Below are 23,991 nucleotides of genomic sequence, written 5' to 3'. Positions count from 1 at the left end.
CTTATTTATTTTTTTGAATACGATCTTTTAGAGCTTTGACCGTATTCTTTAAATTGATTTTTCCTGCTTCAAATTGGGCAATGGTATAGGCCAATGTAGATTTCTTTTTGTAAAAAACCAAGTATTCAATATCGTAAATAGAGTTGCACCATTTACTTTTATAATCGAAAACCCCGATGCCTAAATCAATATAGGGATATTGGTTTTCAATGGCCCAATTTAATAACATGTAGTTATCGATATGTCCCAAGCTGTATTTCGTGTAATCAGTATCAAACGAATGGGTTTCACTAAACAGTATTGTGTTGTTGATGTGCCGATTTACCGAAATGCTAATTGGTTTATCATCCGCATAAACCACAAATAAAGAAGATTTTTTAGCTCTTATCGATTCGGCTAAATCATCTGTGTTTTTATCCCACTCCATCAAAAACACATGGTCTTCAACTCGGCCGTCAAAGCGCCCTAAAATCATATTTCGAAGAGCGCTTAGAAGATTTTTACATGTTTCATCACTTATGTCTCCAAAATGATACTCGTATTTAACGGCATGTGCATCTTCAAGCTTTTTCATGGCGCGCTTTAAATTAACGCGCAGTTGTCTTTTGGTGAACTTTTTAAGGTAATCGTCGGTTGAATTGGAATCGGAAACCAACATAGCACCGCCCGAAAAACCATAATGCTCTATTTTTTTTACCTTATAATTGTCTTCATCAACCAGTTCGGCGTTAAGAAAGGTAGGGAAGAGGCTCATATAGCACACTTTGGGCAATTGGTCTTTGTTTAAAACATTGGGGTTTTTAAATTCTGATTTTTCGTAGCTCACCGATTTTAAGCAACCAGGAATAATGCCCTTACTACATTTGTAAAAATCCCATAAAAATTGATTTCTTTTTATGACCATGTTAGTTGTCTTTTTTAAAAATGAGTTTAGCGCTTTTTTTTATCCCCTGAAAAACAAATGTCTTTTCAGCGTTTATGACGTTGAATATTTTAACCTTACTAATATGTTCCGTCGAGGCATATAAAAATTCGTTGAGCGGTTTTTGCAAAAAAGCATATTCGGTATTACTTATTTTTATAGGTTTTAACTCTTCGTTTATTGGCGTTGGCGTATTGTAATCTTCAAATTTATATTGGTCTAGATCGGCTTTGTTATTTTTTTTTGGTTTAAATGAGGATAGTAGATTTCTAACCGTATCCATCACTTCTTTTTCAATCAGGTAATTGATAAAACGATATTTGTGCTTTAAATAAAATGTGTAAAGTTTTACAATGAAATTATCGTTTTTAGAAATAACTAGGGTATTGAAATTATAAGTTAAGTTGCTCCATTTTATTTTATAGTCAAAATTGCCGTAACCCATATCGAAAAAGGAAATGTTGTTTTTTAAACACCACTCCAATTGCCTGTATATTTCAACATTGCCCAAACTGAATTTGTGATAATCCAAATTGTACGACGAAATGGCGCTATACATGATGGTACCTTGATGGAAATTTAATGAAATTTCGATGGGTTCTTCACCGCTGTAAATCACAAAAAGTGAGGCGCTTTTGCTATTTATTAAATTAAAGCAAATATTTTTATAATAGTCCCAATCTTCAATCACGCGGTTTCTTCCTTTTCGTTCCTGAAACCGATTGTGTATCATGTTTAAAAGGGCGTCCATTAAATGGTTATAAGTGGAACTTTCAATGGAGCCAAAAAACATTTTATACTTTATATTGAAACAGTTCTCCAGCCTTTTTAATGTTCTTAGTGTGTTTTTTTTAAAGTTGGTTCCGGCGTTTTCTTTTAAATAATTGTCAATATCCGAAATAGGTTGAACATTAATACTATAACCTTTTTTATGAAAAACTTTTCGTGCGGTTAGTTGCGGAGGTGAGGTCACGTTTAAATAATCGGGGACCAGTATTTGGGTGTGAATTTTTGAATCTGCAACCTCGATTTCATTTGATTGATGAATAACCGAACCATCATTCTTTAGCTCCAAACGATTAATTGCCTTTGAAACTTTTCCCTTTTCAAATAAATCCGAATAAAAATTATTTTTAATGCGTAGGTTGGTTAACATAAATTATGTTGTATGATTATTTCAATAGTGAACGAACTTAGTTATGACGCAAGTTCGTAAGCTTGCGCAGCATTTTTACCTTTAAAAACAAAAATGATTTTGGGGCTGTTTTTAATCTTATACAATGTAAAATTACTAATGTGTTCGTTGTTTAAATATAGAAAATCGTAAATACTTTTGTTTAAAAAACTCACATTCTCGTTAAAAGGAATATTTTCTAAGTTTTCTGTCGGGGTTTCCTCAAAATTAAATTCAACTTCCTTTATTTCAGCTTCTATTTGTTTTGTGGTGTTTGGAGTCAAATAGTGTTTGAATTTGTTGATGGTTTGGGTGAGGTTTTTGTCCCTAGCATATTGCTTGAACTTTAAAAATAACGACAGACCATTAGCCAATAAAGTTGAAGGGATTGATTTGGCATCGTATAAAATATGGTAATAAAAATGGTATTGTTTATCGCCCCAGCGCTCTTTGTAATCGTAATAACCTTTTGAAAAATCGAAGGTTTTTATATTGTTTTCAAAACACCATTTAAAAAGTTCCATTAAATGGATTTTACCTAGATTAAACTTGTAGTAATCAATATCAAACGAGGTCATAGCAAAAAATAAAATATCGCTAGACAAGTAATTCAATGAAATAGCTATGGGCTTTTCAGCTTGATAAATAACAAATAACGACGCTTTTTTCTCTAAAATTAACTCGTAAACGGAATTGTAGTAAAAGGTCCATTCCTGTTCTTCAAGATTGTTGTTGGCTTCCGATTTTTCATCAAAACGTTTTTTCAACATGTCGTAAAACACATCAAAAACCAAGTCGTAATCCTGTTTTGAGATGCTTCCTAAATAGTGCACATACTTTACATCAAAGCAATTTTCCAGATTGCGTTGGTAGCTTTTAAATTTGTACCTACTTTTTTTACTGAAGGTTTTTTGAAAATAATCGTCAAAGTTTTTATAATTACCTAGTTGGGTAATAAAACCAGTGTATTGCCTTATTTTTTTTAGTTTGAAACTTTTGGGGACTTCGTTTTGTAATTCAGAGTACTCCGGAATATCATAAATAAGAAAGGTTTTCTTTTTTCCTGGGGTCCAATCCGCATTTAAGTTGGTTTGGTAAGAAATCCCTTTGGTTAAATTTTGCCCTAAATTGGTATGTAAAGGTATATTTTTACGAGGCTTAAAAAAAGAAACTCCGTTTATAAAATCGAAATGATAGGTTTGCTGATTTTTAATAAAGTTAGCAGACCATAGTTTTGTAAATGTTTTCGATGTAAACGGATTGTCAACTATCACGAATTAGTACTTTATTTCGTCTAACAATCGGTACGAAGGGAAAAAATCGGTTTCTTGAACAATTCCCTTTTCTTTTGTCAATTGGTCGCACACTTCTTTGTTTATTACTAGTTTCCAAAGATAAAAATCCTTGAAATCTTTTGAAAAGGACGATTTGAAATCAAATAGCGAGTCGTCGTCTCGACCGCCCAATCCACCTCCTAAATTGAAAAAAGTAAAACCTTCGTTGGCAGCCTTAAGGCGCATTTCGTCTATTAATAATTTTGTTGGCATTAAATCCAGATACTTTGTTTTTGATCCAGATAGATGGTAGTGTACTATGGATCCTACCGATATAAACATACTGGATGCAATAACCTCTTTGGTGTCATTATGAATGGCAGAAACAATCGTGGTTTTAAAACTGTCGCTTTCCGCAAGTTTATGAAAATATTCTTTGCTAAAATAATAAGATTTTTTTGCGTTAACACGATCCATGTTTTCATAGTATAGTTCTATGAATTTGTCGACACAAGCCTTAGAGTCTCCTGTTTTAATGTAGCAGTGTTTTCTAGCTTTATTAAGATGGGTTTTTAATCGGCTTCTATAATTTGCCCTTAGTATATCCGGGTTTTGGTTCAAATCTATATTAACGACTTTACCCTGGTGAATGGTTTGCCCTAAACCTTTCAGTATATTTTTTTGTGAATCGATATAAGGGTTGAGTCTGCCAAAAACAGAAATAATATTGTTGCTTTTAAAGTAGTCGGTTATTTTTTTTATAAATTCCGAATTATCAAAATCAGAAGGAATGTTTCCCGTAACAATTGGGCCAACATAGCCGTAAGTTGATGTGGCATCTTTATATTCACAGCCATTAATATATCTAACCAAAAGGGGAAGGGCGATTATAAAATCTTTAGTGACATATTTCAACAATATAGGATGTTCATTACTGTACTTAGCAATCTCATGGTAACCATAAGTGTGATAAAAATCGTAATTGTTCGATTGTTTTACGCAAGCATCCCAGTTCTTTTTATCGGTAATCACTTCAAGTTCACAGGTATCTTTGTCTAAAAACGAAAAGCCTTCTTTTTTTGGAGAAACGTATTCTGCTTTACCAGATAAGTCATCATGTAAAATTTTAGACAATAGTTTCGATATCCAGATAATTCTGCCACAATGCTCTACGTGCCAAACAGGTGCGTTGTTGATAACGTTCCCGGCCAAGAGTGGCCCCATAATATGGAGGTTCTTTTGTGTTTCAAGATTTTTATTGACCTTAAAGCCTATATTAGACGCGTTGGGCACACAGTATACTTTTTCAAGCACATTTTTAATTAGTGGTGAAAGCTTTTTACTGTAAAGGTTTTTTCCTCCAATACAATTAATAACAAGGTGGAAGTTTTTGGGATGAATTTCTTCCTCCTGTGTATGGGTATTTAAAAATTGAAGTTGGTATTCTGGTTTGTTTTTAATTTTTATTAAATCCGTAAATCTTCCAGCGATATGTTCAAAACGGTTCAGGCTCTTTAACCACTTAATGGTGTCTGAATAATGAACTCCTGCACAACGCTGTTTTTGCCCAATTTGATTACCATAGTTGCAGGCGAAATTAGCTAGTTCATCTTCGCTTAATTTACTGAGCAGGTTACCAAATGCAGCAGAGATTTTTTCAACTGTTGAAGCAGCACCTAACTGAATGGAATCCGATAAATCGATATCCTTAAATGCAGCGTCGGCAATAGCTTTTGCAGTAAGCTCTTTTTCGCTTTCAAGGCTTAGTAAGTTAACGGGTTTAAAGGCTTCTTTGCGTTCATAATCTATGTAAGCATCGGGAGCCCGCCCTAAAGTGGATAGGAAAACATAATTGATTGGGCGCGATTTGTTTTCGGCATTGTCATTTAACTTGTATAACATTTCAAGGGCACTGGCATTGGCACCTACAATCAATACATTGGTTATTTCGTCTTTAGGCCTTTTTCCTAAAAACGAATTTATTTTTTTCAGATTTTTGTTGACACTAGGATTGTAAGGCGTGTTAACCAACATTAAACCTTCTCGTTTTATAATATTTTGGTCTTTGTAAAGTTTTCGGGTAGGTAATGAGCCGACAGAAAGCACCACTTTTTTTGAAAGCACATATTCACCACTTTTTAAACTAATGTTGTAAACATCATTTTTTTGAACCAAATCTATCGCAGTACCCTGAAGAAAGTTGACTTCAGCCTTGTCCTTTAAATGGTTGACCTTGTTTTTTATTTTTTCGTTTATGTAGCACCCAAAAAAACGACGCGGAACAAATAGTTCTTCCCATTCGCCATTTTCGATAGCTTCAGCATGGTCAATAATCCACTTTTCGGTTAAAGTACCTCCTTCCGCTTTCATTTCTTCAAGTAGCCAGTCTTTGTTAATATTAAGCCAATTTATAAAAAGGCTTAACTCGGGCTCTGGTAAAAAGTTTCTGAGTGAAGTTATTAATAGGGTAGAGAAGCCCGACCTTTTTCCATAAGGAATACCGGTGTTGAACTCTGAAAATTTTTCTATTATAGTAATATGAATCCTTTTTTTTATGCTTGTCTTCTCCTCTAATAAACTCAAAAAATTAAGCAGTGAAAAGGATGTTGAAATCCCAGAGCCAATAAATGTTATATCAGATGTTTTTATAAGATTTTTCAAAATAACTAAGGTTTTACTGTTTTAATGATTTTACCTGGGTTACCAACAACCGTAGAGTAATCAGGCACATCTGCAATGATAACTGAACCGGCACCAATAGTGCACCATTTGCCTATCTTGACTTTTGGGATTACAACCGCACCTACGCCTACATGAGAACCTTCACCAACCTCAACGTGTCCGCAAAGCGCTGCTTTTGGTGAAACATGGGCGTAATCGCCAATAATATTATCGTGGTCAACACTAGCACCCGTATTGATGATTACATGCTTGCCTATTACTGTATTGGGTTGGATGATGGCTCCGGCGAAAACCACTGTGCCTTCACCAACTTTTGATGTGGGTGAAATAATCGCTGAATGGTGTATGGTTTTTTCAAATTTTGATTTTAAAAAATTAGCTATTTCAGCACGTTCGGAATTTTTACCAATGGCAATGATAACGGGGTCGCCATTATGAGGAAATTTTTCAATATTTTCCCTTAACCCCATGGTCACATTTTTAGAAGCTCTATGGGTTTGGGTTGGTTTGTCGTCAAAAGTATCAGTAACCGTGTAGCCATTTTGCTCAAGTACTTCCTTGATAACTTGAGAATGGCCGCCTGCTCCATAGATTCGAACGTTTTTGTTTTCTGATTTTGGGCTCATTATTATAATAGTTTGTTGTGGTAATATTAAAAAAATAAAAACAATGTTAGAGTTTTGTCTTCCGAATGTTTTTTACCTGAACATTTTATAGAATACTGTTTTTTCTCAGCTCATCCAAATAAGGCTGGGCTTTTGTAGCATCAGTTGCAATGTCTTTTGAAGCTAAGACTTTGTATATGGTTTTAACCAAAATTTTCAAATCTGTTTTCAAAGAAACTGTTCTTACGTATTCTACGTCTAATTTTAATCGGGGATCCCAATCTAAAAAATTTCTTCCGTTTACTTGGGCGAGTCCGGTAATACCTGGCCTTACATCATGTCTTAGTCGCTCTTCCTTTGTGTAATAAGGCAGGTATCTTGGCAGTAAGGGTCTTGGACCGATAATTGACATGTCTCCCTTTAGTACATTGAATAATTGGGGGATTTCATCAATGGATGCCTTTCTAACTATAAGTCCAACACGGGTTAGTCTTTCGGAATCGGACAATAAATTTCCGTTAGCATCCTTTTTGTCGTTCATGGTTTTGAACTTGATAATATTAAAAATCCGCTCGTTCTTTCCTGGTCTTTTTTGAAAGAAAAACGGTTTACCACTATTAACTATAAACAATAAAATGGTAGTGATTATAATAATTGGGGAAAGTAAAATCAAAGCAAAAAATGCAGCAAAAAAATCCAGAAAAGGCTTAAGTGTTGTTTTGTAACTCATTACAGTTAAAGTAGGTTCAACAATTTTTGGTCTATTTAAGAAGAGGGAAACTCAATAAAACCAGTCAAATATATAATTATCTACAACAAAAAGTAGCTTTGTTTTTATAATTCCGTTAACATTTAAGGTTTTCTCGTTGAGGGGAGTTTTTTCTTAATGCATTTATTTAATTTTTTTTGTTTTTCAAGTTTTTGTATTCTTCTAAAATAGCAGACCAAACTATTTTTTGTTCATATTTTTCCACTACAATGGATCTTGACTTCTTTCCCATGACTTTGACGTTCTCCTTGTTATTCAATAAAAAACGCATTTTGTCGTAGATAGCCTTATGGTTTTTGGTGGGAATAATATAACCGTTTTCACCATTTTTGATAACTTCATTACATCCGTTTATATCAGTAACTACACTAGTTAGACCCATGGCAGCGGCTTGTAAAACGACATTGGGAAAACCCTCTCTGTAGCTTGGAAAAATTAAGGCGTTAGCTATTGAAAAGTACGGCCTTACATCTGCAACCCACCCAGTTGTTATAATATTTTTATTAGACTTTATAGACGCTTCTGTTTCCGGGGATAAGGGGTCTAAATCATTCTCGTACCATCCAACAAGTAAAAGTTTAATGTTGTTTTGGGGATTGGCTACTAAATTAAATGCTTTTATTAACTCATTTACACCTTTATCTTTAACTAGTCTGCCTACATAAATGAACACATAATCGTCATCGTTGAGACAGAGTTGTTCCTTTGATCTCATTTCTTTTTTGAAAACATCATCATAAAGTTCAGGGTCAAAATGGGTTGTATCTATGCCATTGGAGCTTCCATTTGCTAATACTTTTAATTTGTTTTTAGTGGTAAATTTATTTTCAAGAATAATATCTACCAAACCATAGGAGTTAGGGTAAATTTTGGTGGCGCATGAATATGTTAGTTTTTCAACCGCGTTAAGGACGAAGCGTTTAAAGCCTGTAGCCTCAACCAGTGGCAGTCCAGCAATTGTATGCAGTCTATGTGGGGTTTTTGCTAAAAAAGCAGCAAGCATGGACAGGGTTCCTGCTTTAGGGGTATGTGAATGAACAATAAATGGTTTTTCTTTTTTTATTATATTATATAATTTATAAACAGCTATTAAATCTTTTACAGGTGTTATTTTCCTTGTCATTTCAACAGGGATAACTTTTACATTTTCCCTTTTTCCTACGTCTTCTAAAAAACCATCTTCCGGAGAAGATATTCCAATAACCTCAAAATGTTCGCTGACATATTTTAATTGACCTTTTAATAAACTTGCAAGAGACATAGGGACTGTTGTAACTCTTAATATTTTTTCTTTCATAAAACTTAAATAGGTTGAGAAATAGCTTTTTGTTTTGTAAATGAATTCGTATCGGAAGTAATATTTAAATGCTTTAGTTATTTTAACCTAGGAATAGTTCATATTCAATTAAAAGCTTAAAGTATTCGAATTTATCATGCTTAAATAATAAGTGTCAAATATATAATTATCTGTAATAAAGAGAGTGTGATTGATTATAAATCCGATTATAATTGTTTTTTTCTCGTTGAGCAACGTTTTGGATTGGGCTGATGTTCTTCATTGTTTTTGTAATAAATCGGACGAACAGCATTGTGCGAAATACCCTCTTATTGTTTTTTTGAGTGGCTTTTTTCTGCTTAAATAGTTATTAATATGTTGATTTTCTATTAGTTATTAACATTTTTGTTGATAAGTGTAGATAAATTATATTTTTGCAATCGAAAAATAATTGTGGTGTTAAACGTCCAAAAAGCGTTTTTCATCGTAAATGAAGGGATTAAATTTTTAAATTAAATAAAAAAAGGAATTGCAAAATGAAAAAAACAATTAAATACTGCCTTTTTGCGGTACTCTCGCTAGTTCAGTTTCAATCATGTGCCCATGAAGAACTTTTCGTTGAAGGGATTAACATCCAACAAGAAGAATTGATTGAATATGTTAATGAAGATTCAGCTACAAAGGATCCCGTGTTTTATTTTGACCCGAAGCGTTGGGGTATTGTAGAAGGGGGCGTATCTGATGATGTGGCTGTTAAAAACAGGGAGATTTTCAATGCTATCATGGAAAAACTAAGTAGAATGGGAATTGCCAAAATGGAGGTAGGGCCCATGGATGCTTATTTTAATGTAAATGCACGAGTTAATAATTACGAGATTAAGTTTCAAACAGCCATTCGTATTCCGTCTAATTTTGAATTAGTTATGAGTGATGAAGTGTTTTTGAGGGTGCAACCTAATTCAGCACATACGTACAGCTTAATGATGGTATTTAAGGGTGAGAACATTAAAATATCAGGTGGTAATTTGATAGGGGACCGCTGGGAGCATGATTACACTCCTGAAGTTGACCTTTATGGCAATGAATGGAATGCTCATGATTGGGGACATATTATTCAAATAGCTGGAGGTAAAAATATTGAAGTCAATGGTGTTAAAATATCTAACGCTACTGGAGATGGCATCGTTGTTTGCGAAAGTGTTATAAGAACAGATGCAAATGCTGTAATTTCGGAAAATGTTGTAATAAAAAACTGCGATATTTCTGAAATTAGGCGAAATGGATTAAGTTTTCTTGATGGTAATGGAATTCTTTTAGAAAACTGTAACGTTAGAGAAACTGGAAAGGGGCCTGAAAATCCTAAAGGTGTTTACAATACAGCGGGGGCCTACCCTAAATATGGTATTAGTTTTGAAGCTTACAGAGGGCGAGATGAGGATAATAATTTAATTGAATATCAAAGGATTGAAAACGTTGAAATCAGAGGCAATAGGTTTACTGGTAATTATGGAGGTGATATTAATTTGTACACATGTTCTAATGTTAATATTCATAATAATTATTTTGATTCGATGATAGCAAACATTGCATCCCATAGTATTACAATTAAGGACAATGTAATGGAGGCCAGAAAGGAATCTGATGGTAGCTATTATGAATTTGGACTTTTATTCAAATCAAAATTAGACCCACATGGAAATGAAATGAATTATGATTATACAATTTCTGGAAATGAAATTAAAAATTACATAAATGCTATTGTTCTAGGGGGTGAAAACTATAAAGTAGAGAATAATAAATTAATTGATTTTAAAGCGGGTATTACATTTTATAAATATTTGAATGGAGCTCAATTATCCAATAACACTTTTGAGTCAAGTGTTGAAGCAAGTTCTGGTTATGCATCTTTGGTCGCAAATACTACGGATGTTTCTGTGATAAACGAGAATATTTCTGTACTTTACAGACCTTTAAATATTAGTGGTTTGAAAGCTAATGTTTTAAGAAATCTCACTTTTGATAATTGTATTTTTAATTCAATTGATGGTAAACTTAATAGTATATCTGGATCTGAAAATATAACGGTAAAAAACTCTCGTTTAAATACTCAAATAAATGTGTTTAATTCATTAAACATTAACCTTCTGAATAATTTATTTTAAAGAAATCATATTTTGGTTAATTACCTATACTCCGCAATTTTTTTTGCGGAGTTTTTTATGACATAAACGAACGGAACATCGATAAAAAGCAGAGTTAAAGTGTGTTTCATCGATTTTTTTGTGTTTTTTGTCGTATTTATTTTTTTTGTTACATAATTTAGCAAAAAATAACCACCCCCAAATCGTTTTAAAAATGAAAAATTTATCGAAGAAAATGTTTGTAGCATTTATTTTTTTTATTTCATTAATTGCCTGTAACAAGGAAGAGGTTTTCTTGGAAAAGGAGGCTGAAATAGAAATTGTTGATGACAATGAAGAAGAACAAGAAGGCGAAAACGAAGATGTGATTGATACTTCTGAAGATAGTGAAAGAGATCCTGCATTGCCTTGTGAGTTTGAGTTAGGTGAGGCCTTAACAAATCAAACTGTTGTAATAAATTGTGCTTTAGATTTAGGTGGGGCTACTGTTGTTTTACCAAGTGGAGTTACTATTGTGTATGAAGGAGGAGAAATAACCAATGGGACGATTTACTTTTCTGATGACTCGATGATTGATCCCGAACTCTTAAATCAAACCCTGAATTTTGATGGTGCGATGCCACGCTTAACCAATCCGCTTTTTGTTTTTGAACCTGAAAAATGGGGCATAGTTGAAGGTAAGGTTTCCGATGAAATTGCGTTGAGTAATAAACAAATTTTGGTGAAAGTAATTTCTCTTATAAAAAATATGGAAGGAAATATTTTCTTGATAAATGATATTGATGCTTATTTTGATGTTAGTTCAAGTGTTAACAACCCTAAAATAAAATCAGAGAACTCTATTGTAATTCCTTCAAATTTCGAATTAAGAATGACTGATAATACATTTTTGAGGGTACAACCTACAAATGCTCATGCTTATAGCTTGATAATGGTTTATAAAGGAGAGAATATAAAAATCACAGGAGGCAATTTGATAGGAGATCGTTGGGAGCATGATTATACTCCTGTAGTTGATTTGTACGGAAAAACTTATTATTCCCACGATTGGGGTCATGTTACGCATGTTTCAGGGGGCAAAAATATTTTGTTAGAGGGTATAAAAATTTCTAACGGCGCTGGAGATGGTTTTGTTGTTCATGGTAGTACCATTAGGGCTGAAGATGGTTCTCCTGGTGATGCTGTTATTTCTGAAAATGTAACTGTAAGAAACTGTATTGTTGATGCTTCTAGAAGGAATGGCTTAAGTATTCTTGATGGTGACGGAATTCTTGTTGAAAACTGTCAGATCATCAATACGGCACTAGGGGAGAACCCTTCTGGAGTTGATTATAGTTCAGCGGGAACATGGCCTAGACAAGGGATTAGTTTTGAGGCTTGGCGAGTTAGAGAAGATGATGGTACACTTAAAGAGTATGAAAAGATTGAAAACGTAACCTTACGGGGCAACACTTTTAAAGGTAATGCCGTTGGTGATATTGTTTTTTTTACATGCTCATTTGTAACGGTTGAAGAGAATTATTTTGACTCCATGGTAACCAACATAGCCTCTCACGACATAGTAGTTAGAAACAATACTTTTGAAGCAAGAATTGAAAACGGCCAACCATTTGAGCACGCCATGATATTTAAATCAAGATTAGATCCATTTGGAGATGAATTCAATAGAAATTATCAAATTTATGGAAATAAAATTAATGGTTATAAAAATGGTATAACTTTAGCTGGTGATAATTATGATGTCCACGATAATAATCTTACTGAGTTTAAAACTGGTATTATTCTCGGAAATAAATTGCATGGCGCCGAAATTTATAATAATAAGTTAAATACAGATTTGCCTACTAGTTTTGGGTATGTGTCAAGAGGGGCAGACATAGTTAATGTTAATATAAGAAATGAAGAAGTTGATGTTACTCGAAGGCCAATTGACTTATATGATTTAATTGCAGATTCATCAAAGAATATTATTTTTGATGAGTGCAGCTTTAGGTCGTCAGACAATAAAGCAAATAATATTGATGGATGTGAAAATATTACTATTCAAAACTCAACAATCAATACAGATATAAACGTTGTTAATTCAAAAAATATACAACTGAAAAACAACAAATAAAATTAAGGTCGCTAGTTTGATTTTCTAGATAACCGTCGCATCTTTTTTTATAAAAAAGTTTAAATCTCCAAAAGTTACTGCTTTTGGAGATTTTTGCTTTTATAAGTTTTAATACTGATGTTTTACTGTTTGTTGATAGGGGTGGACAGCGTATGATAAGCCTAATACGGTCTACATAGATTGTTTGTTTCCATGTTGAGTCAGTATCTATTGTGTTAATCATCCCTGTTTTCTACGATGATATCCTCTCTGTTTTGTAAGTATTGACCTTGTTTTTTATTTTTAACGTGTTGGTTTACTATAAGTTATTAACAATTTTATCTTAGGTTCAGTTAATATCCTATTTTTGCGTTTTAAAAAATATTTTTTCTATTCGACGTCCAAAAATTGCTTTTTGTCGTAAATAAAGGGATTAAAATTGTAAACCATAAATAATAAAATTGTAAAATGAAAAAGCCTTATTTTCTTTTAATGACCCTGCTTTTTAGTGGTGTTCTATTCTCTCAACAAACCTATGTCCCTGACGATAATTTTGAACAGGCCTTAATAGAATTAGGTTATGATAATATATTGGACAATTATGTGTCCACAAATAATATCAGTAGAATTACGTATTTAGATGTTAGTTCTAAAGAAATTTCAAATTTAATTGGTATAGAAGCATTTGTTGCCTTAAAAAAACTGAACTGTAATTTTAATGATATTCAAACTTTAAATTTAACCTCTAATACATCTTTAGAAGAGTTGCGGTGTGCTTTTAATAAAATTAGTGATTTGGAATTTGATAATAACACTACTACTTTAACTTATTTGGATTGTGGTTTTAACAACGTTGATGATTTAGAAATTAGCAATAATCTTTTGAGTACTTTGTATTGTGATTATAATAGCCTTAGCAGTTTAAATTTAAATAGTAATAACTCAATAACTAAATTAAATTGCTCTTATAATAATTTGACGGCTCTAAACGTGAAGAACGGCAACAACGCCAACTTCACTTATTTTGATGCAAGGAACAACCCGGAGCTTTCGTGCATCGAGGTGGACAACGCTTCCTACAGCACATCGAACTGGCCGAACAAGGATTCGGGCACGGGCTACAGCAACGATTGTGAAGGAGGAAGTTCCCCAGGCCTTACTTACGTCCCCAATAACAATTTTGAGCAGGCTCTTATAGATTTGGGGCATGATGATGTTTTGGACGATTACGTGGTTACCGCCAATATCAGTGGAGTTACCACGCTTAACGTTTCGGACAGGGGCATATCGGACATGACCGGAATAGAGGACTTTGTCTCGCTTGTCACGCTGTCCTGTGGTTCCAATGGACTCGGCGTTCTGGACTTTCGGGCAACGCTTTGCTTGAATATTTGTACTGCCACAACAACAAGCTCACCGACCTTGACCTCAGTGGGGCCGCCAAATTAAAGGTGCTGTCTTGTTACCTAAACGATATTTCTGTCCTCGACCTAAGTGCGGCACCATCGCTAAGGGCCCTGTCGTGCGGGAGCAATGCCCTGACGGCTCTAAACGTGAAGAACGGCAACAACGCCAACTTCACTTATTTTGATGCAAGGAACAACCCGGAGCTTTCGTGCATCGAGGTGGACAACGCTTCCTACAGCACATCGAACTGGCCGAACAAGGATTCGGGCACGGGCTACAGCAACGATTGTGAAGGAGGAAGTTCCCCAGGCCTTACTTACGTCCCCAATAACAATTTTGAGCAGGCTCTTATAGATTTGGGGCATGATGATGTTTTGGACGATTACGTGGTTACCGCCAATATCAGTGGAGTTACCACGCTTAACGTTTCGGACAGGGGCATATCGGACATGACCGGAATAGAGGACTTTGTCTCGCTTGTCACGCTGTCCTGTGGTTCCAATGGACTCGGCGTTCTGGACCTTTCGGGCAACGCTTTGCTTGAATATTTGTACTGCCACAACAACAAGCTCACCGACCTTGACCTCAGTGGGGCCGCCAAATTAAAGGTGCTGTCTTGTTACCTAAACGATATTTCTGTCCTCGACCTAAGTGCGGCACCATCGCTAAGGGCCCTGTCGTGCGGGAGCAATGCCCTGACGGCTCTAAACGTGAAGAACGGCAACAACGCCAACTTCACTTATTTTGATGCAAGGAACAACCCGGAGCTTTCGTGCATCGAGGTGGACAACGCTTCCTACAGCACATCGAACTGGCCGAACAAGGATTCGGGCACGGGCTACAGCAACGATTGTGAAGGAGGAAGTTCCCCAGGCCTTACTTACGTCCCCAATAACAATTTTGAGCAGGCTCTTATAGATTTGGGGCATGATGATGTTTTGGACGATTACGTGGTTACCGCCAATATCAGTGGAGTTACCACGCTTAACGTTTCGGACAGGGGCATATCGGACATGACCGGAATAGAGGACTTTGTCTCGCTTGTCACGCTGTCCTGTGGTTCCAATGGACTCGGCGTTCTGGACCTTTCGGGCAACGCTTTGCTTGAATATTTGTACTGCCACAACAACAAGCTCACCGACCTTGACCTCAGTGGGGCTGCCAAATTAAAGGTGCTGTCTTGTTACCTAAACGATATTTCTGTCCTCGACCTAAGTGCGGCACCATCGCTAAGGGCCCTGTCGTGCGGGAGCAATGCCCTGACGGCTCTAAACGTGAAGAACGGCAACAACGCCAACTTCACTTATTTTGATGCAAGGAACAACCCGGAGCTTTCGTGCATCGAGGTGGACAACGCTTCCTACAGCACATCGAACTGGCCGAACAAGGATTCGGGCACGGGCTACAGCAACGATTGCGTTGTATCTAATAAAGTTTCGCAGAAAAAACAATCTGACGATAATGCCTTATTGAGTATGAATCAAGTTGAAAAGAAGGATTATAAGTTATATCCAAATCCAGTTGAAGATGTTTTGAATATTGTATTAAATAATGGGCTTTTACTTAAACAGGTAAAAGGCTATTCTGCTTATGGACAATTAGTTTTCGTTGAGAAGAAATTAAGTTTGGATTTAAATACTTTAGTTAAAGGCATTTATTTTATAGAAATCGAAACTAATAAAGGAATCTTTACCGAAAAAATCATGGTAAAATAGAACCTGTTTGATTGTATCCAATTAATCATCCTAAAAAAATAAAATTAAGGTAGTATCTCACAAAGTGTGTAAAGTTTAAATATCGAGGGTTGCAACCCTCGATATTTTTTGTTTATTTTTAAAATTTACATACTCATAAAGAAAGAAGGTTTTCTAAACGACGACTTTTTAAAACAGTTCAAAACAGGAGACGAACTGACCTCCTTTCTAAAATCCATCCAAAAGCGGGGCATCGAAAAGATGCTTGAAGGCGAGATTGATGCGCATCTGGATTATGAAAGGCAACAACAATCCGATAACAGCAATACCCGCAATGGTTACGCCTCAAAAAAGGTAAAGACCTCTTTGGGAGAGGCCAGTATCAAAGTGCCCAGGGACAGAGAAGCGTCATTCAACCCCATGTTGGTGCCCAAACGTGCCAATATGGTCGATGGCATAGAAAACGTCATTATCAGCCTTTACGCCAAGGGCATGAGCAATTCCGATATCGAAGAACAGATCCGTGAAGTCTATGGTTTTGATGTGTCCACATCCACCATATCACGTATCACAGATAAAGTGACCAATGATATTGTTGCCTGGCAAAACAGACCATAGGAGCCTGTATATCTGATTACTTGGATGGACGGTATTGTGTTCAAAGTTCGGGAGAACTCCAAGGTCATCAACAAGACCATGTACATTGCCGTGGGACTGCGCAGGGACGGTAAAAAGGAAGTCTTGGGGCTATGGCTTGGCAAGAATGAATCAGGCAGCCTTTTGGATGGGTGTCCTGACCGATATAAAGGCCAGGGGCGTTCAGGATCTGCTTATCACGGCCGCAGATAATCTTAACGGTTTTACCGATACCATTAAAAACGTTTTTCCTGAATCCAAGACCCAAATCTGCGTGGTGCACCAGATTCGCAACGCTTGCCGCTATGTGGTGTGGAAAGATAAGAAGGCGTTTGCAAAGGATATGAAAAACATCTACGATGCACCCACCAAAAGTGCAGCAAAAGCCGCTCTGGATGACTTTGCCCAGAAATGGAAACACAAGTACTCTTACGCTATCAAAAGCAGGGAAGATAACTGGGAAGAACTTACCGCTTTCTTTGAATTTCCTTTAGAAATCAGAAAAATCATTTACACCACCAACCTTATTGAAAACCTTAATGGAAAAATCAGGAAATACACCAAGAACAAACTCTCCTTCCCAACAGACGAAGCCGTTATGAAGTCCACTTTTTTAGCCCTTCGAGAGGCTACCAAAAAATGGTCGATGCCCATTAGGAACTGGGGCATTATTCTAAACCAGTTTTTGACTATATTTGAAAAAAGGGTTCAACTTTAAAAAAGCCAAACCCTCGATTTATAACTTACACACTTTACGGGATAGTGTCTATATTTTACTATTTGTTCAAAGAATTTTTTACAATTCTAAACTTACCACTTTTTTCTACATCAATATTGGTAACGTATTCTAAACTAATTTTCATTTTTTTTCCAACTCTATCCCTGAGGTTTTCTAAAAAAATACTTTCATATTCAGAGTCATATTGTTTGTCATCTTTTACAATCAAAACAATTATGCTATCAATTGAAGATTGCTGAACTTGAAATCTAATTATACCTTTTACACCTTTTAAGCAGTTTGAAATATTCCCTAGGTTGATTTTTCCATTTTCTTCAGAAAATATATAATCTGATATTCTGCCAAGAACTTTTTTGACAAGCGGATTGTTATTGCCACAATTACAGACCTCATCTTGAGACGGTAGTTCGATTTCATCACCAATGTCATACCTAATTAGTGGGGTGCCACTAGTATTAAAAGGGGTTACAACAAGTCGTCCTTTTCTAGATGGCATATCATTTTTATCTAAAACCTCAAAAACACCACTTTGTAACTCCATGTGAAGTTTTTTGTTTTTGCACTCAAGAATGAACGGAGCCCCTTCCGAAGAAGCATATTGGTTGTACAAATTAGTTTTAAAATAACCTTCTAAAACGTCTCGTATATCGTCAGTTATAGTTTCTGCCGTTGGGAATATCGCTTTTATTGTATTAGCAGGAAATGCTATGTTTTTGTTTAGCCCATATTTTGCTATTTCATATATAGTAGAAGGAAACCCAACCATATATTCTGGTTTATATTTTATTAAGTTATCTAGGTAAAAACCTAAATATTTATGATGTATATGAAATGTGGAATAGTATCTAACCTTGTGTAAGTTATCTGTTTTCCAAAACCGACAATTCTTTACATCTTTTGAGGTTAGGAGGTTTTTGCCACTGAACCAAGCTGTTTTTTTTCCAAGTTTGTAGCCGTACCAATTCCTAAAATTATCTAATATGGCAAATCGTTCTTGAACATCATCCAATGTATACCTAACTTCCAAAGATTTACCAGTAGTACCTCCTGTTTTACTGATTTCGCCTTCCTTTTTAGAAATGGTGTAAACCGATTCTATCTCGTCTCTTAGTGCTTCTTTATTAATTATAGGAAGATTCTTTAGGTCCTTGATAGACTCTATGTTGTCTACATTAATGTCCTTTAACAATTTATTATAGAATGGCGATTTTTCTTTAGCCTCATGTATAAAAACTTTCAGCTTATTAAGTTGGATGTTTTCTAATTCAGCTAAAGTTAAGTTTTCGTTTTGCTTGTAATAGTTAAGATACTTTCTGTATTTCCCACCATATCTTTTTTTATATGAGAGATAGTTGAAGAAACTGATCATGAATTCTTGAAAAAAAATGGGGCTTTGAAAGAATATCTTCTCACTTAATGATTTCATATAGTTAATTTTTGATTTAAGATAAAACAATCTATAACTTAATTAAGTTTTTTACTGCTTAATGAGCAATTTATTGGTTAAGGATGTCATGGTTTCACTTTCAAAATTATATTTTTCATTGAGTTTTATGAAATGCTCATAAATTGCGTTTAGTGTCTTTAAATTTTCATTGAGATTGTCTCCAAAATTATGAGGGTGCCACCATAAATGATATAGTTTGTTATTTTTAGCCGCATGGGTCATCGCTGTTTTTATTCGATGCAATTTTAAGGGCTCCAAACACATTAATTTTTTGTTATGGGGTCTTAAAAATCTCGAAGATGGGAGATTTAAACAATGTTTTGAATCTTTTAGTAATTCGTCAAAATGATAGGTGTGATATCCAAATATATTGAAGTAGCTATCTAATAAACGTAGTGCTTTTGGAAAATATCCCATTTTTTTGGGTATAAACACTTTGGAATTTTCATTTCCTCGGTATGATTTTATTCCGTTATTTGCACATATCTTTAGGTAATTGTGGTCAACTTGATTTCTCGGAAAAACAATACTTTCGATTTTGATTCCTGAATCTCTAGCGATATTAATTGCAGCAATGAGATCGGCCTGAAATTGGGTAGTGTCCTGGCCTTCTTCAAGACAATAATAATGGCAAAAAGTATGAGTGCCAATTTCATGATTCTTGTTCGAGGCAATTCTTTTTACAATATCATTTGCATAATGATATGGGTCTTTAATTTCATTTATTCCAATCATATCTATTAGCCGATATGGATTGAACTTTTCGTTTGAATACGAAGGTTTTATTTCGGGAATATACTGTTTCAGTTCTTTTTTTGATTTGCTGAAAAGAAAGCCTACCGTAGCAAATGTCAACCTAATACCATACTTATCACTTAAATTTAGCATCATGTTTATAGCTTCTCTGGTATTATTAAGATTTTCCTTATAATCGTTTACTTCTTTTACATCAAAAATACCCCAATGCAATTCGAAATCTAAAGATATTACAAATTTACCGTTCATTTATTAGTTGTTAAATTATTAATTTTGCCTTTTTAAAGGAAGTTTATATAAAAGGTAAAACAATATAGTTTAATGAGAAATACCCAATTGTAAATAAAGTTATATAATGTAAACTTTTTTTTGGGAATGAGTTAACCATAATGTGAGTGAATAATAGAGGTATTACTATCCAACTGTAAACCCCTATTCTATCCGAATAAGGGATGTTAAAATTCCAGAAAAATACAATTGAAGAAAACACAAAATATTTTATCAAAAATAAGGTTGTATCGTTTTTCAAGTTGCCTAATTTAATAAACAGAAATAAGAACAAAGAGTTGTATATAACAAAATCAGGCCTGAAACCAATTCTATAATTTGTCTCTCCTTGAAAATATAAACTTTGAACATCTTCTGTTCCAATTGAAGCCAAAAATGCTACTTTATTAAAACCAAAACCTGCAGCGGCCAAACCTATGCCTAAAATATAGAATAAGATAAAATAATTTAGTTTTAGTTTTTGACCAAAATGAGCTCCTAAAATGCAGGCGATGGGAATCAATACAGTGCCATGACAAAAATATGCGAGTAATAAAAATAAAAAGGCCTTCTTGTAGTTTTTTGAATCCATGTAATAAATACCAAATAAAACGAAGGGCACTGCCAAACCATTACGGATGGTGTTAACTTGATGCGTAAAGAAAACGAATGAACTTGCAATCATTAAAAACATTAATAAACTACTTCCTGAATAACCGTCATTAGTAAACTTCCGGACAAACTTGTACATACTAACATTAAAAATTATTGAAATTGCCAATGTGAAAATTGTAAAATTCTTAAACGGCAAAATCAAGAACATAATTAGTTCAAACATTAAATCTGTCTCGAAAAAGCTGAAAATTTCAAAAGGATTATTTAATCGAGTGCCTTGTAGAAAGTAAAAAAAATGATAGTTCCATGTATCTGTGCCTATTTTTATACCTCTGGTACCACATAAAAAAATGATGATAGTTACGAATGAGATTAAAATATTACGGTCCGATATGAGATAAAGAGTTTTGTTTTTAGTATATAGGTGTCTTACAATTAAGGAGCCAAAAAAAACAAACAAAAAAAGTAACCATGAATAAATAACAAAATAGTCCGCAGTTGTGAAATTTTTGAAAAAATAATTCATAAATACTTTTTAATGTTTATTTTTTTGCAACAATACTCGCTATTACACTTTCATGATGGTGAATATCGATAGAACTCATTGCACCAGACCTCCTCTTTACAAGAATATGCATCAACCCTGTATAATTAAATAATAGATAGGTTATAAGTTTAAAGGATTTCAAAAAATAGTAAAAAATACAGTAATGTAATCCTATAATTTTTCTGTTTTTCCAATACAGTTTTAGCGATTGTCTAGTCGAAATCAAATATTTCTTTAACGACAATTCACTTTCCTCTCTATAATATAGGCCTAAAAAATCTATATTACAAAAATGACTAGTCTCAACTGTTCTGACCCACAAGTCAAAGTCTTCTGTGCGGGTTAGCTTTTCGTCGTATTTATTTTTTTTAAACCATTCAGTCTTGCCTGTAATGGTTGGATGAACGGCCCAGCCACCAAAAATAATTTGTTTAAGCAAAACTTTTTTTTTCGCATAACCTTTTCTTATGCCTATTATTTGATTAGCCCCATCAATGGCCACAAGCCCGGTCCCCAATAAATCTACCTCTGGGTTATCCAATAAAAACTCAACTTGGATTTTTAGCCTGTCAGGATGCATCATATCATCAGCATCCATTCTGGCATAAAACACCCCATTAGCTAGCTTTGACAATTGATTTAGACGTGTAGGCAACTTAAAATTTTTGCCATCGCTAAAAACTTTTATTCTTTTATCTTTAGCTTCAAAATCTTTGGCAATTTCAACAGATTTATCAGAACTCCCATCGTCCATTAGCAAAAGCTCCCAATTTGAATAAGATTGACAAATTACTGATTTTATTGCACTTGCAAGATGTTTTTCAGTGTTATAAAACGGAATTCCTATTGTGACTAAGGGTTGGTTATTTTTTTCCATAAAATGTTTCTAATTTTTTTACACTAAGATCTATGTTAAAACCTTTTTCCGACAAAATTTTTTCTCTCGTTGTCGCTTCAACCTTAGGTTGTTTTGAAATGCTATTTATTTTCTTGAACCAGTTTTCTAAATCATCATTTAGGTCGCAAAACTCAATTAATCCCATTTTTAAATCTACTTCAGGTGAAATATTTGAGGATATTAAAGATGGTGTTCCACAAGCTTGAGATTCAACCAAAACAACCGGAAACCCTTCAAACAAAGATGGCATAATCATCATTGAAGAATTTTTCAAGATGGTAGCAATGTCGCTGCGTGTTCCATAGAGAGTAACTTGTTTCTCTAGATTTAGTTTTTCGACCAGCTCCCTTAATTCTTGATCCAAATGGCCTGACCCAACAATAGCTAGGTGAAAATTGAAGTTTTTTGATTTTAAATATTCTGCAAGCTTTAGAGTAAACCTATGGTTTTTAACCGGGCTCAATCTACCTATTTGAGTTATAACTATCGTATTTTCATCAATATCCTTATTGTTGAAAACTACTTGACGATTTATGCGCGTTTCAGTTATAAAAGCGCTTAAATCAATAGCATTGGGAAGAAAAGTAACGTTCTCTTCTTTTGGGAATAAAAATTTTCCTGCAATGTCTCCGCAAGCTATAAAATGAGTTGCATATTTAGAGATTAATTTTTTAGATATGGAATGGTATATCTTCCCTATAAGTTTGTTACTATTTGCATCGCTTGTGTTATGGGAGTGGGCAATTCTCATCTCGATGCCTCCATGATACCCGGCAAGTAGATGAAATGCGTTACTAAACATTTGGTGGCATTGTATTGCATAAAATGTTTTTTCATTTTTAAAAAGTTTGTAAGTAGCCCAAGTTCGACTTAATGGATTTTTGCCGGATACCCTAAAAATCCTACCTCCAAGCGACTTTATTTCGTCATCATAATCGCAGTGCTCGTCTGTGAAGTACAAAAAATCAAATTGGTATCTGGTTCTATCTAGCTTTCGGTATAAGTTCATGAGCATGGTTTCTGCACCGGCTCTGTTCATACGTCCAACAACATGTAAAATTCTATGCATAACGTCTAATTTTTGAGGCTAAAGCGTAAGCGTTCTTGTAAAATCTATGATATATGTTAAGATTGGCCTTCATTATATAAAAAGCCATTTTATTTGAAGAAATTAAATATTGTTCGTCCTTGATTCTCTTTATAATCCTAAAGGCTAATGGAGGTAATTTCAATTTACCCCGAGAGCTCATCTTTATGGTTGTTATATAGGATTCTAAAATGATTTCCCTAAGCTTGTTACTGTAAATTTTCGATACACTTTTATCCTTTTGTAATTCTGACAATCCATCAATAATTGCTAGCCTATCATTGATACTCTTATCTTTAATATTATTTAGGCTGGCAATACTACCTTGTCTAATTAAATAATTGTAAAAAGCATTTGGTATGGTAAAACATGTTTTTGCCTTTAGCAAAGCCCTGGGCGTAAACTCAAGGTCTTCATATAAAATGCCCTCAAAAAATTTTAACTCGTTTTCAATTAAAAAATCCGTTCTATAAATAAATTTCCATATGTAGAACAGGTTGTTCAGGTGGTTAGTGAACATTTCTTCACCAGATATTGGGTTGTCTATTTTTGTTGGGATAAATTTTCTGTAAGAATTGTTGTTTACAATAACATCGTGTCCCAACCAAAAAATATCAGATTTATGCAGTCTTAAAAGACTGAAAATTTCGCCTAAACAATTTTCTTCAATCCAATCATCAGAGTCTACAAACCAGATATATTCACCTTGGGCATGCACTAACCCAGTATTTCTGGCACCGCTCAAGCCCTTGTTCTTTTGGGTAATAATTTTTAGAGAAGGAAACTCTTTTTGAAGTTTCTCGCAAATCTGTAGGCTGTTATCCTTTGAACCATCGTTAACAATTACTATTTCATAATCTGATACGGGAACATCTTGATTATAACAGCTCCTAATGCATTTTTCAACATATTGCGATACGTTATAAACGGGTATAGCTATGGTTAACATTGGTGCCATCG

At 34.4% G+C, this 23,991-nt stretch carries 17 protein-coding genes and 1 pseudogene; 5 read left to right on the top strand and 13 right to left on the bottom strand.

Annotated features, from left to right (window positions below):
- Window position 1: 1 nt before the first annotated feature.
- From ABI125_10310 to ABI125_10280, 7 genes are all read right to left on the bottom strand, one after another.
- Complete coding sequence (locus ABI125_10310) at window positions 2-904, bottom strand: GNAT family N-acetyltransferase (GenBank protein ID XCF05116.1); 903 nt, start codon at window positions 902-904, stop codon at window positions 2-4.
- A 1-nt stretch (window position 905) separates the two neighbouring features.
- Window positions 906-2,078 carry a GNAT family N-acetyltransferase gene (locus ABI125_10305; protein XCF05115.1) on the bottom strand — a complete coding sequence of 391 codons (1,173 nt, stop codon included), beginning with the start codon at window positions 2,076-2,078 and terminating at the stop codon, window positions 906-908.
- A 41-nt stretch (window positions 2,079-2,119) separates the two neighbouring features.
- Window positions 2,120-3,370, bottom strand: a complete 1,251-nt coding sequence (locus ABI125_10300) for a GNAT family N-acetyltransferase (protein XCF05114.1) — start codon at window positions 3,368-3,370, stop codon at window positions 2,120-2,122.
- Between the two features lie 3 nt (window positions 3,371-3,373).
- Window positions 3,374-6,031, bottom strand: a complete 2,658-nt coding sequence (locus ABI125_10295; protein XCF05113.1) for a peptidoglycan bridge formation glycyltransferase FemA/FemB family protein — start codon at window positions 6,029-6,031, stop codon at window positions 3,374-3,376.
- A 5-nt stretch (window positions 6,032-6,036) separates the two neighbouring features.
- A complete protein-coding gene (locus tag ABI125_10290) occupies window positions 6,037-6,678 on the bottom strand; it encodes an acetyltransferase (GenBank protein XCF05112.1) in 642 nt (213 codons plus the stop codon).
- Window positions 6,679-6,763: 85 nt separating this feature from the next.
- A complete protein-coding gene (locus tag ABI125_10285) occupies window positions 6,764-7,387 on the bottom strand; it encodes a sugar transferase (GenBank protein ID XCF05111.1) in 624 nt (207 codons plus the stop codon).
- A gap of 166 nt (window positions 7,388-7,553) precedes the next feature.
- A complete protein-coding gene (locus ABI125_10280; GenBank protein ID XCF05110.1) occupies window positions 7,554-8,723 on the bottom strand; it encodes a glycosyltransferase family 4 protein in 1,170 nt (389 codons plus the stop codon).
- Between the two features lie 515 nt (window positions 8,724-9,238).
- Here ABI125_10280 and ABI125_10275 point away from each other — a divergent pair.
- The 5 genes and pseudogenes from ABI125_10275 (at window position 9,239) to ABI125_10255 (ending at window position 17,393) form a co-directional block, all read left to right on the top strand.
- Window positions 9,239-10,864 carry a right-handed parallel beta-helix repeat-containing protein gene (locus ABI125_10275; protein ID XCF05109.1) on the top strand — a complete coding sequence of 542 codons (1,626 nt, stop codon included), beginning with the start codon at window positions 9,239-9,241 and terminating at the stop codon, window positions 10,862-10,864.
- A 193-nt stretch (window positions 10,865-11,057) separates the two neighbouring features.
- Complete coding sequence (locus tag ABI125_10270) at window positions 11,058-12,959, top strand: hypothetical protein (protein XCF05108.1); 1,902 nt, start codon at window positions 11,058-11,060, stop codon at window positions 12,957-12,959.
- Window positions 12,960-13,406: 447 nt separating this feature from the next.
- Entirely contained in the window at window positions 13,407-14,387 is a 981-nt protein-coding gene (locus ABI125_10265) for a leucine-rich repeat domain-containing protein (protein ID XCF05107.1), read from the top strand.
- Window positions 14,388-14,881: 494 nt separating this feature from the next.
- A complete protein-coding gene (locus ABI125_10260) occupies window positions 14,882-16,060 on the top strand; it encodes a T9SS type A sorting domain-containing protein (GenBank protein ID XCF05106.1) in 1,179 nt (392 codons plus the stop codon).
- 135 nt (window positions 16,061-16,195) lie between these two features.
- Window positions 16,196-17,393 (top strand): annotated as a pseudogene (locus ABI125_10255) (IS256 family transposase).
- 58 nt (window positions 17,394-17,451) lie between these two features.
- Here ABI125_10255 and ABI125_10250 read toward each other — a convergent pair.
- The 6 genes from ABI125_10250 to ABI125_10225 are packed head-to-tail and all read right to left on the bottom strand — an operon-like array spanning window position 17,452 to window position 23,989.
- A complete protein-coding gene (locus ABI125_10250; protein ID XCF05105.1) occupies window positions 17,452-18,840 on the bottom strand; it encodes a phenylacetate--CoA ligase family protein in 1,389 nt (462 codons plus the stop codon).
- Window positions 18,841-18,891: 51 nt separating this feature from the next.
- Window positions 18,892-19,866 (bottom strand): DUF2334 domain-containing protein, encoded by a 975-nt coding sequence (locus ABI125_10245; protein ID XCF05104.1) that lies wholly within the window; start codon window positions 19,864-19,866, stop codon window positions 18,892-18,894.
- Window positions 19,867-19,909: 43 nt separating this feature from the next.
- The gene (locus ABI125_10240) at window positions 19,910-21,025 is read right to left on the bottom strand and encodes an EpsG family protein (protein XCF05103.1); all 1,116 of its coding nucleotides are present in this window, start codon (window positions 21,023-21,025) and stop codon (window positions 19,910-19,912) included.
- Window positions 21,026-21,041: 16 nt separating this feature from the next.
- Window positions 21,042-21,923 carry a glycosyltransferase family A protein gene (locus ABI125_10235; GenBank protein XCF05102.1) on the bottom strand — a complete coding sequence of 294 codons (882 nt, stop codon included), beginning with the start codon at window positions 21,921-21,923 and terminating at the stop codon, window positions 21,042-21,044.
- Window positions 21,910-23,013 carry a glycosyltransferase gene (locus ABI125_10230; protein XCF05101.1) on the bottom strand — a complete coding sequence of 368 codons (1,104 nt, stop codon included), beginning with the start codon at window positions 23,011-23,013 and terminating at the stop codon, window positions 21,910-21,912. The genes ABI125_10235 and ABI125_10230 overlap by 14 nt, the downstream gene beginning before the upstream one ends.
- Window positions 23,006-23,989, bottom strand: coding sequence for a glycosyltransferase (locus ABI125_10225; protein XCF05100.1), 984 nt, complete (start codon window positions 23,987-23,989; stop codon window positions 23,006-23,008). The genes ABI125_10230 and ABI125_10225 overlap by 8 nt, the downstream gene beginning before the upstream one ends.
- Between the last annotated feature and the right edge of the window lie 2 nt (window positions 23,990-23,991).

This window comes from Tamlana crocina, assembly GCA_040429635.1.
Classification (GTDB): Bacteria; Bacteroidota; Bacteroidia; order Flavobacteriales; family Flavobacteriaceae; genus Flavisericum; species Flavisericum crocinum.
Note: the sequence above shows the minus strand (reverse complement) of the source record. Positions and strands in the feature narration are given on the sequence as shown.

Bases quoted from the DNA above. Each gene is read 5' to 3' on its own strand.
- ABI125_10250 (XCF05105.1), bottom strand. From the start codon at position 18,840: ATGAAATCATTAAGTGAGAAGATATTCTTTCAAAGCCCCATTTTTTTT.
- ABI125_10230 (XCF05101.1), bottom strand. From the start codon at position 23,013: ATGCATAGAATTTTACATGTTGTTGGACGTATGAACAGAGCCGGTGCA.
- ABI125_10270 (XCF05108.1), top strand. From the start codon at position 11,058: ATGAAAAATTTATCGAAGAAAATGTTTGTAGCATTTATTTTTTTTATT.
- ABI125_10285 (XCF05111.1), bottom strand. From the start codon at position 7,387: ATGAGTTACAAAACAACACTTAAGCCTTTTCTGGATTTTTTTGCTGCA.
- ABI125_10305 (XCF05115.1), bottom strand. From the start codon at position 2,078: ATGTTAACCAACCTACGCATTAAAAATAATTTTTATTCGGATTTATTT.
- ABI125_10280 (XCF05110.1), bottom strand. From the start codon at position 8,723: ATGAAAGAAAAAATATTAAGAGTTACAACAGTCCCTATGTCTCTTGCA.
- ABI125_10240 (XCF05103.1), bottom strand. From the start codon at position 21,025: ATGAATTATTTTTTCAAAAATTTCACAACTGCGGACTATTTTGTTATT.
- ABI125_10310 (XCF05116.1), bottom strand. From the start codon at position 904: ATGGTCATAAAAAGAAATCAATTTTTATGGGATTTTTACAAATGTAGT.
- ABI125_10275 (XCF05109.1), top strand. From the start codon at position 9,239: ATGAAAAAAACAATTAAATACTGCCTTTTTGCGGTACTCTCGCTAGTT.
- ABI125_10265 (XCF05107.1), top strand. From the start codon at position 13,407: ATGAAAAAGCCTTATTTTCTTTTAATGACCCTGCTTTTTAGTGGTGTT.
- ABI125_10225 (XCF05100.1), bottom strand. From the start codon at position 23,989: ATGGCACCAATGTTAACCATAGCTATACCCGTTTATAACGTATCGCAA.
- ABI125_10235 (XCF05102.1), bottom strand. From the start codon at position 21,923: ATGGAAAAAAATAACCAACCCTTAGTCACAATAGGAATTCCGTTTTAT.
- ABI125_10290 (XCF05112.1), bottom strand. From the start codon at position 6,678: ATGAGCCCAAAATCAGAAAACAAAAACGTTCGAATCTATGGAGCAGGC.
- ABI125_10245 (XCF05104.1), bottom strand. From the start codon at position 19,866: ATGAACGGTAAATTTGTAATATCTTTAGATTTCGAATTGCATTGGGGT.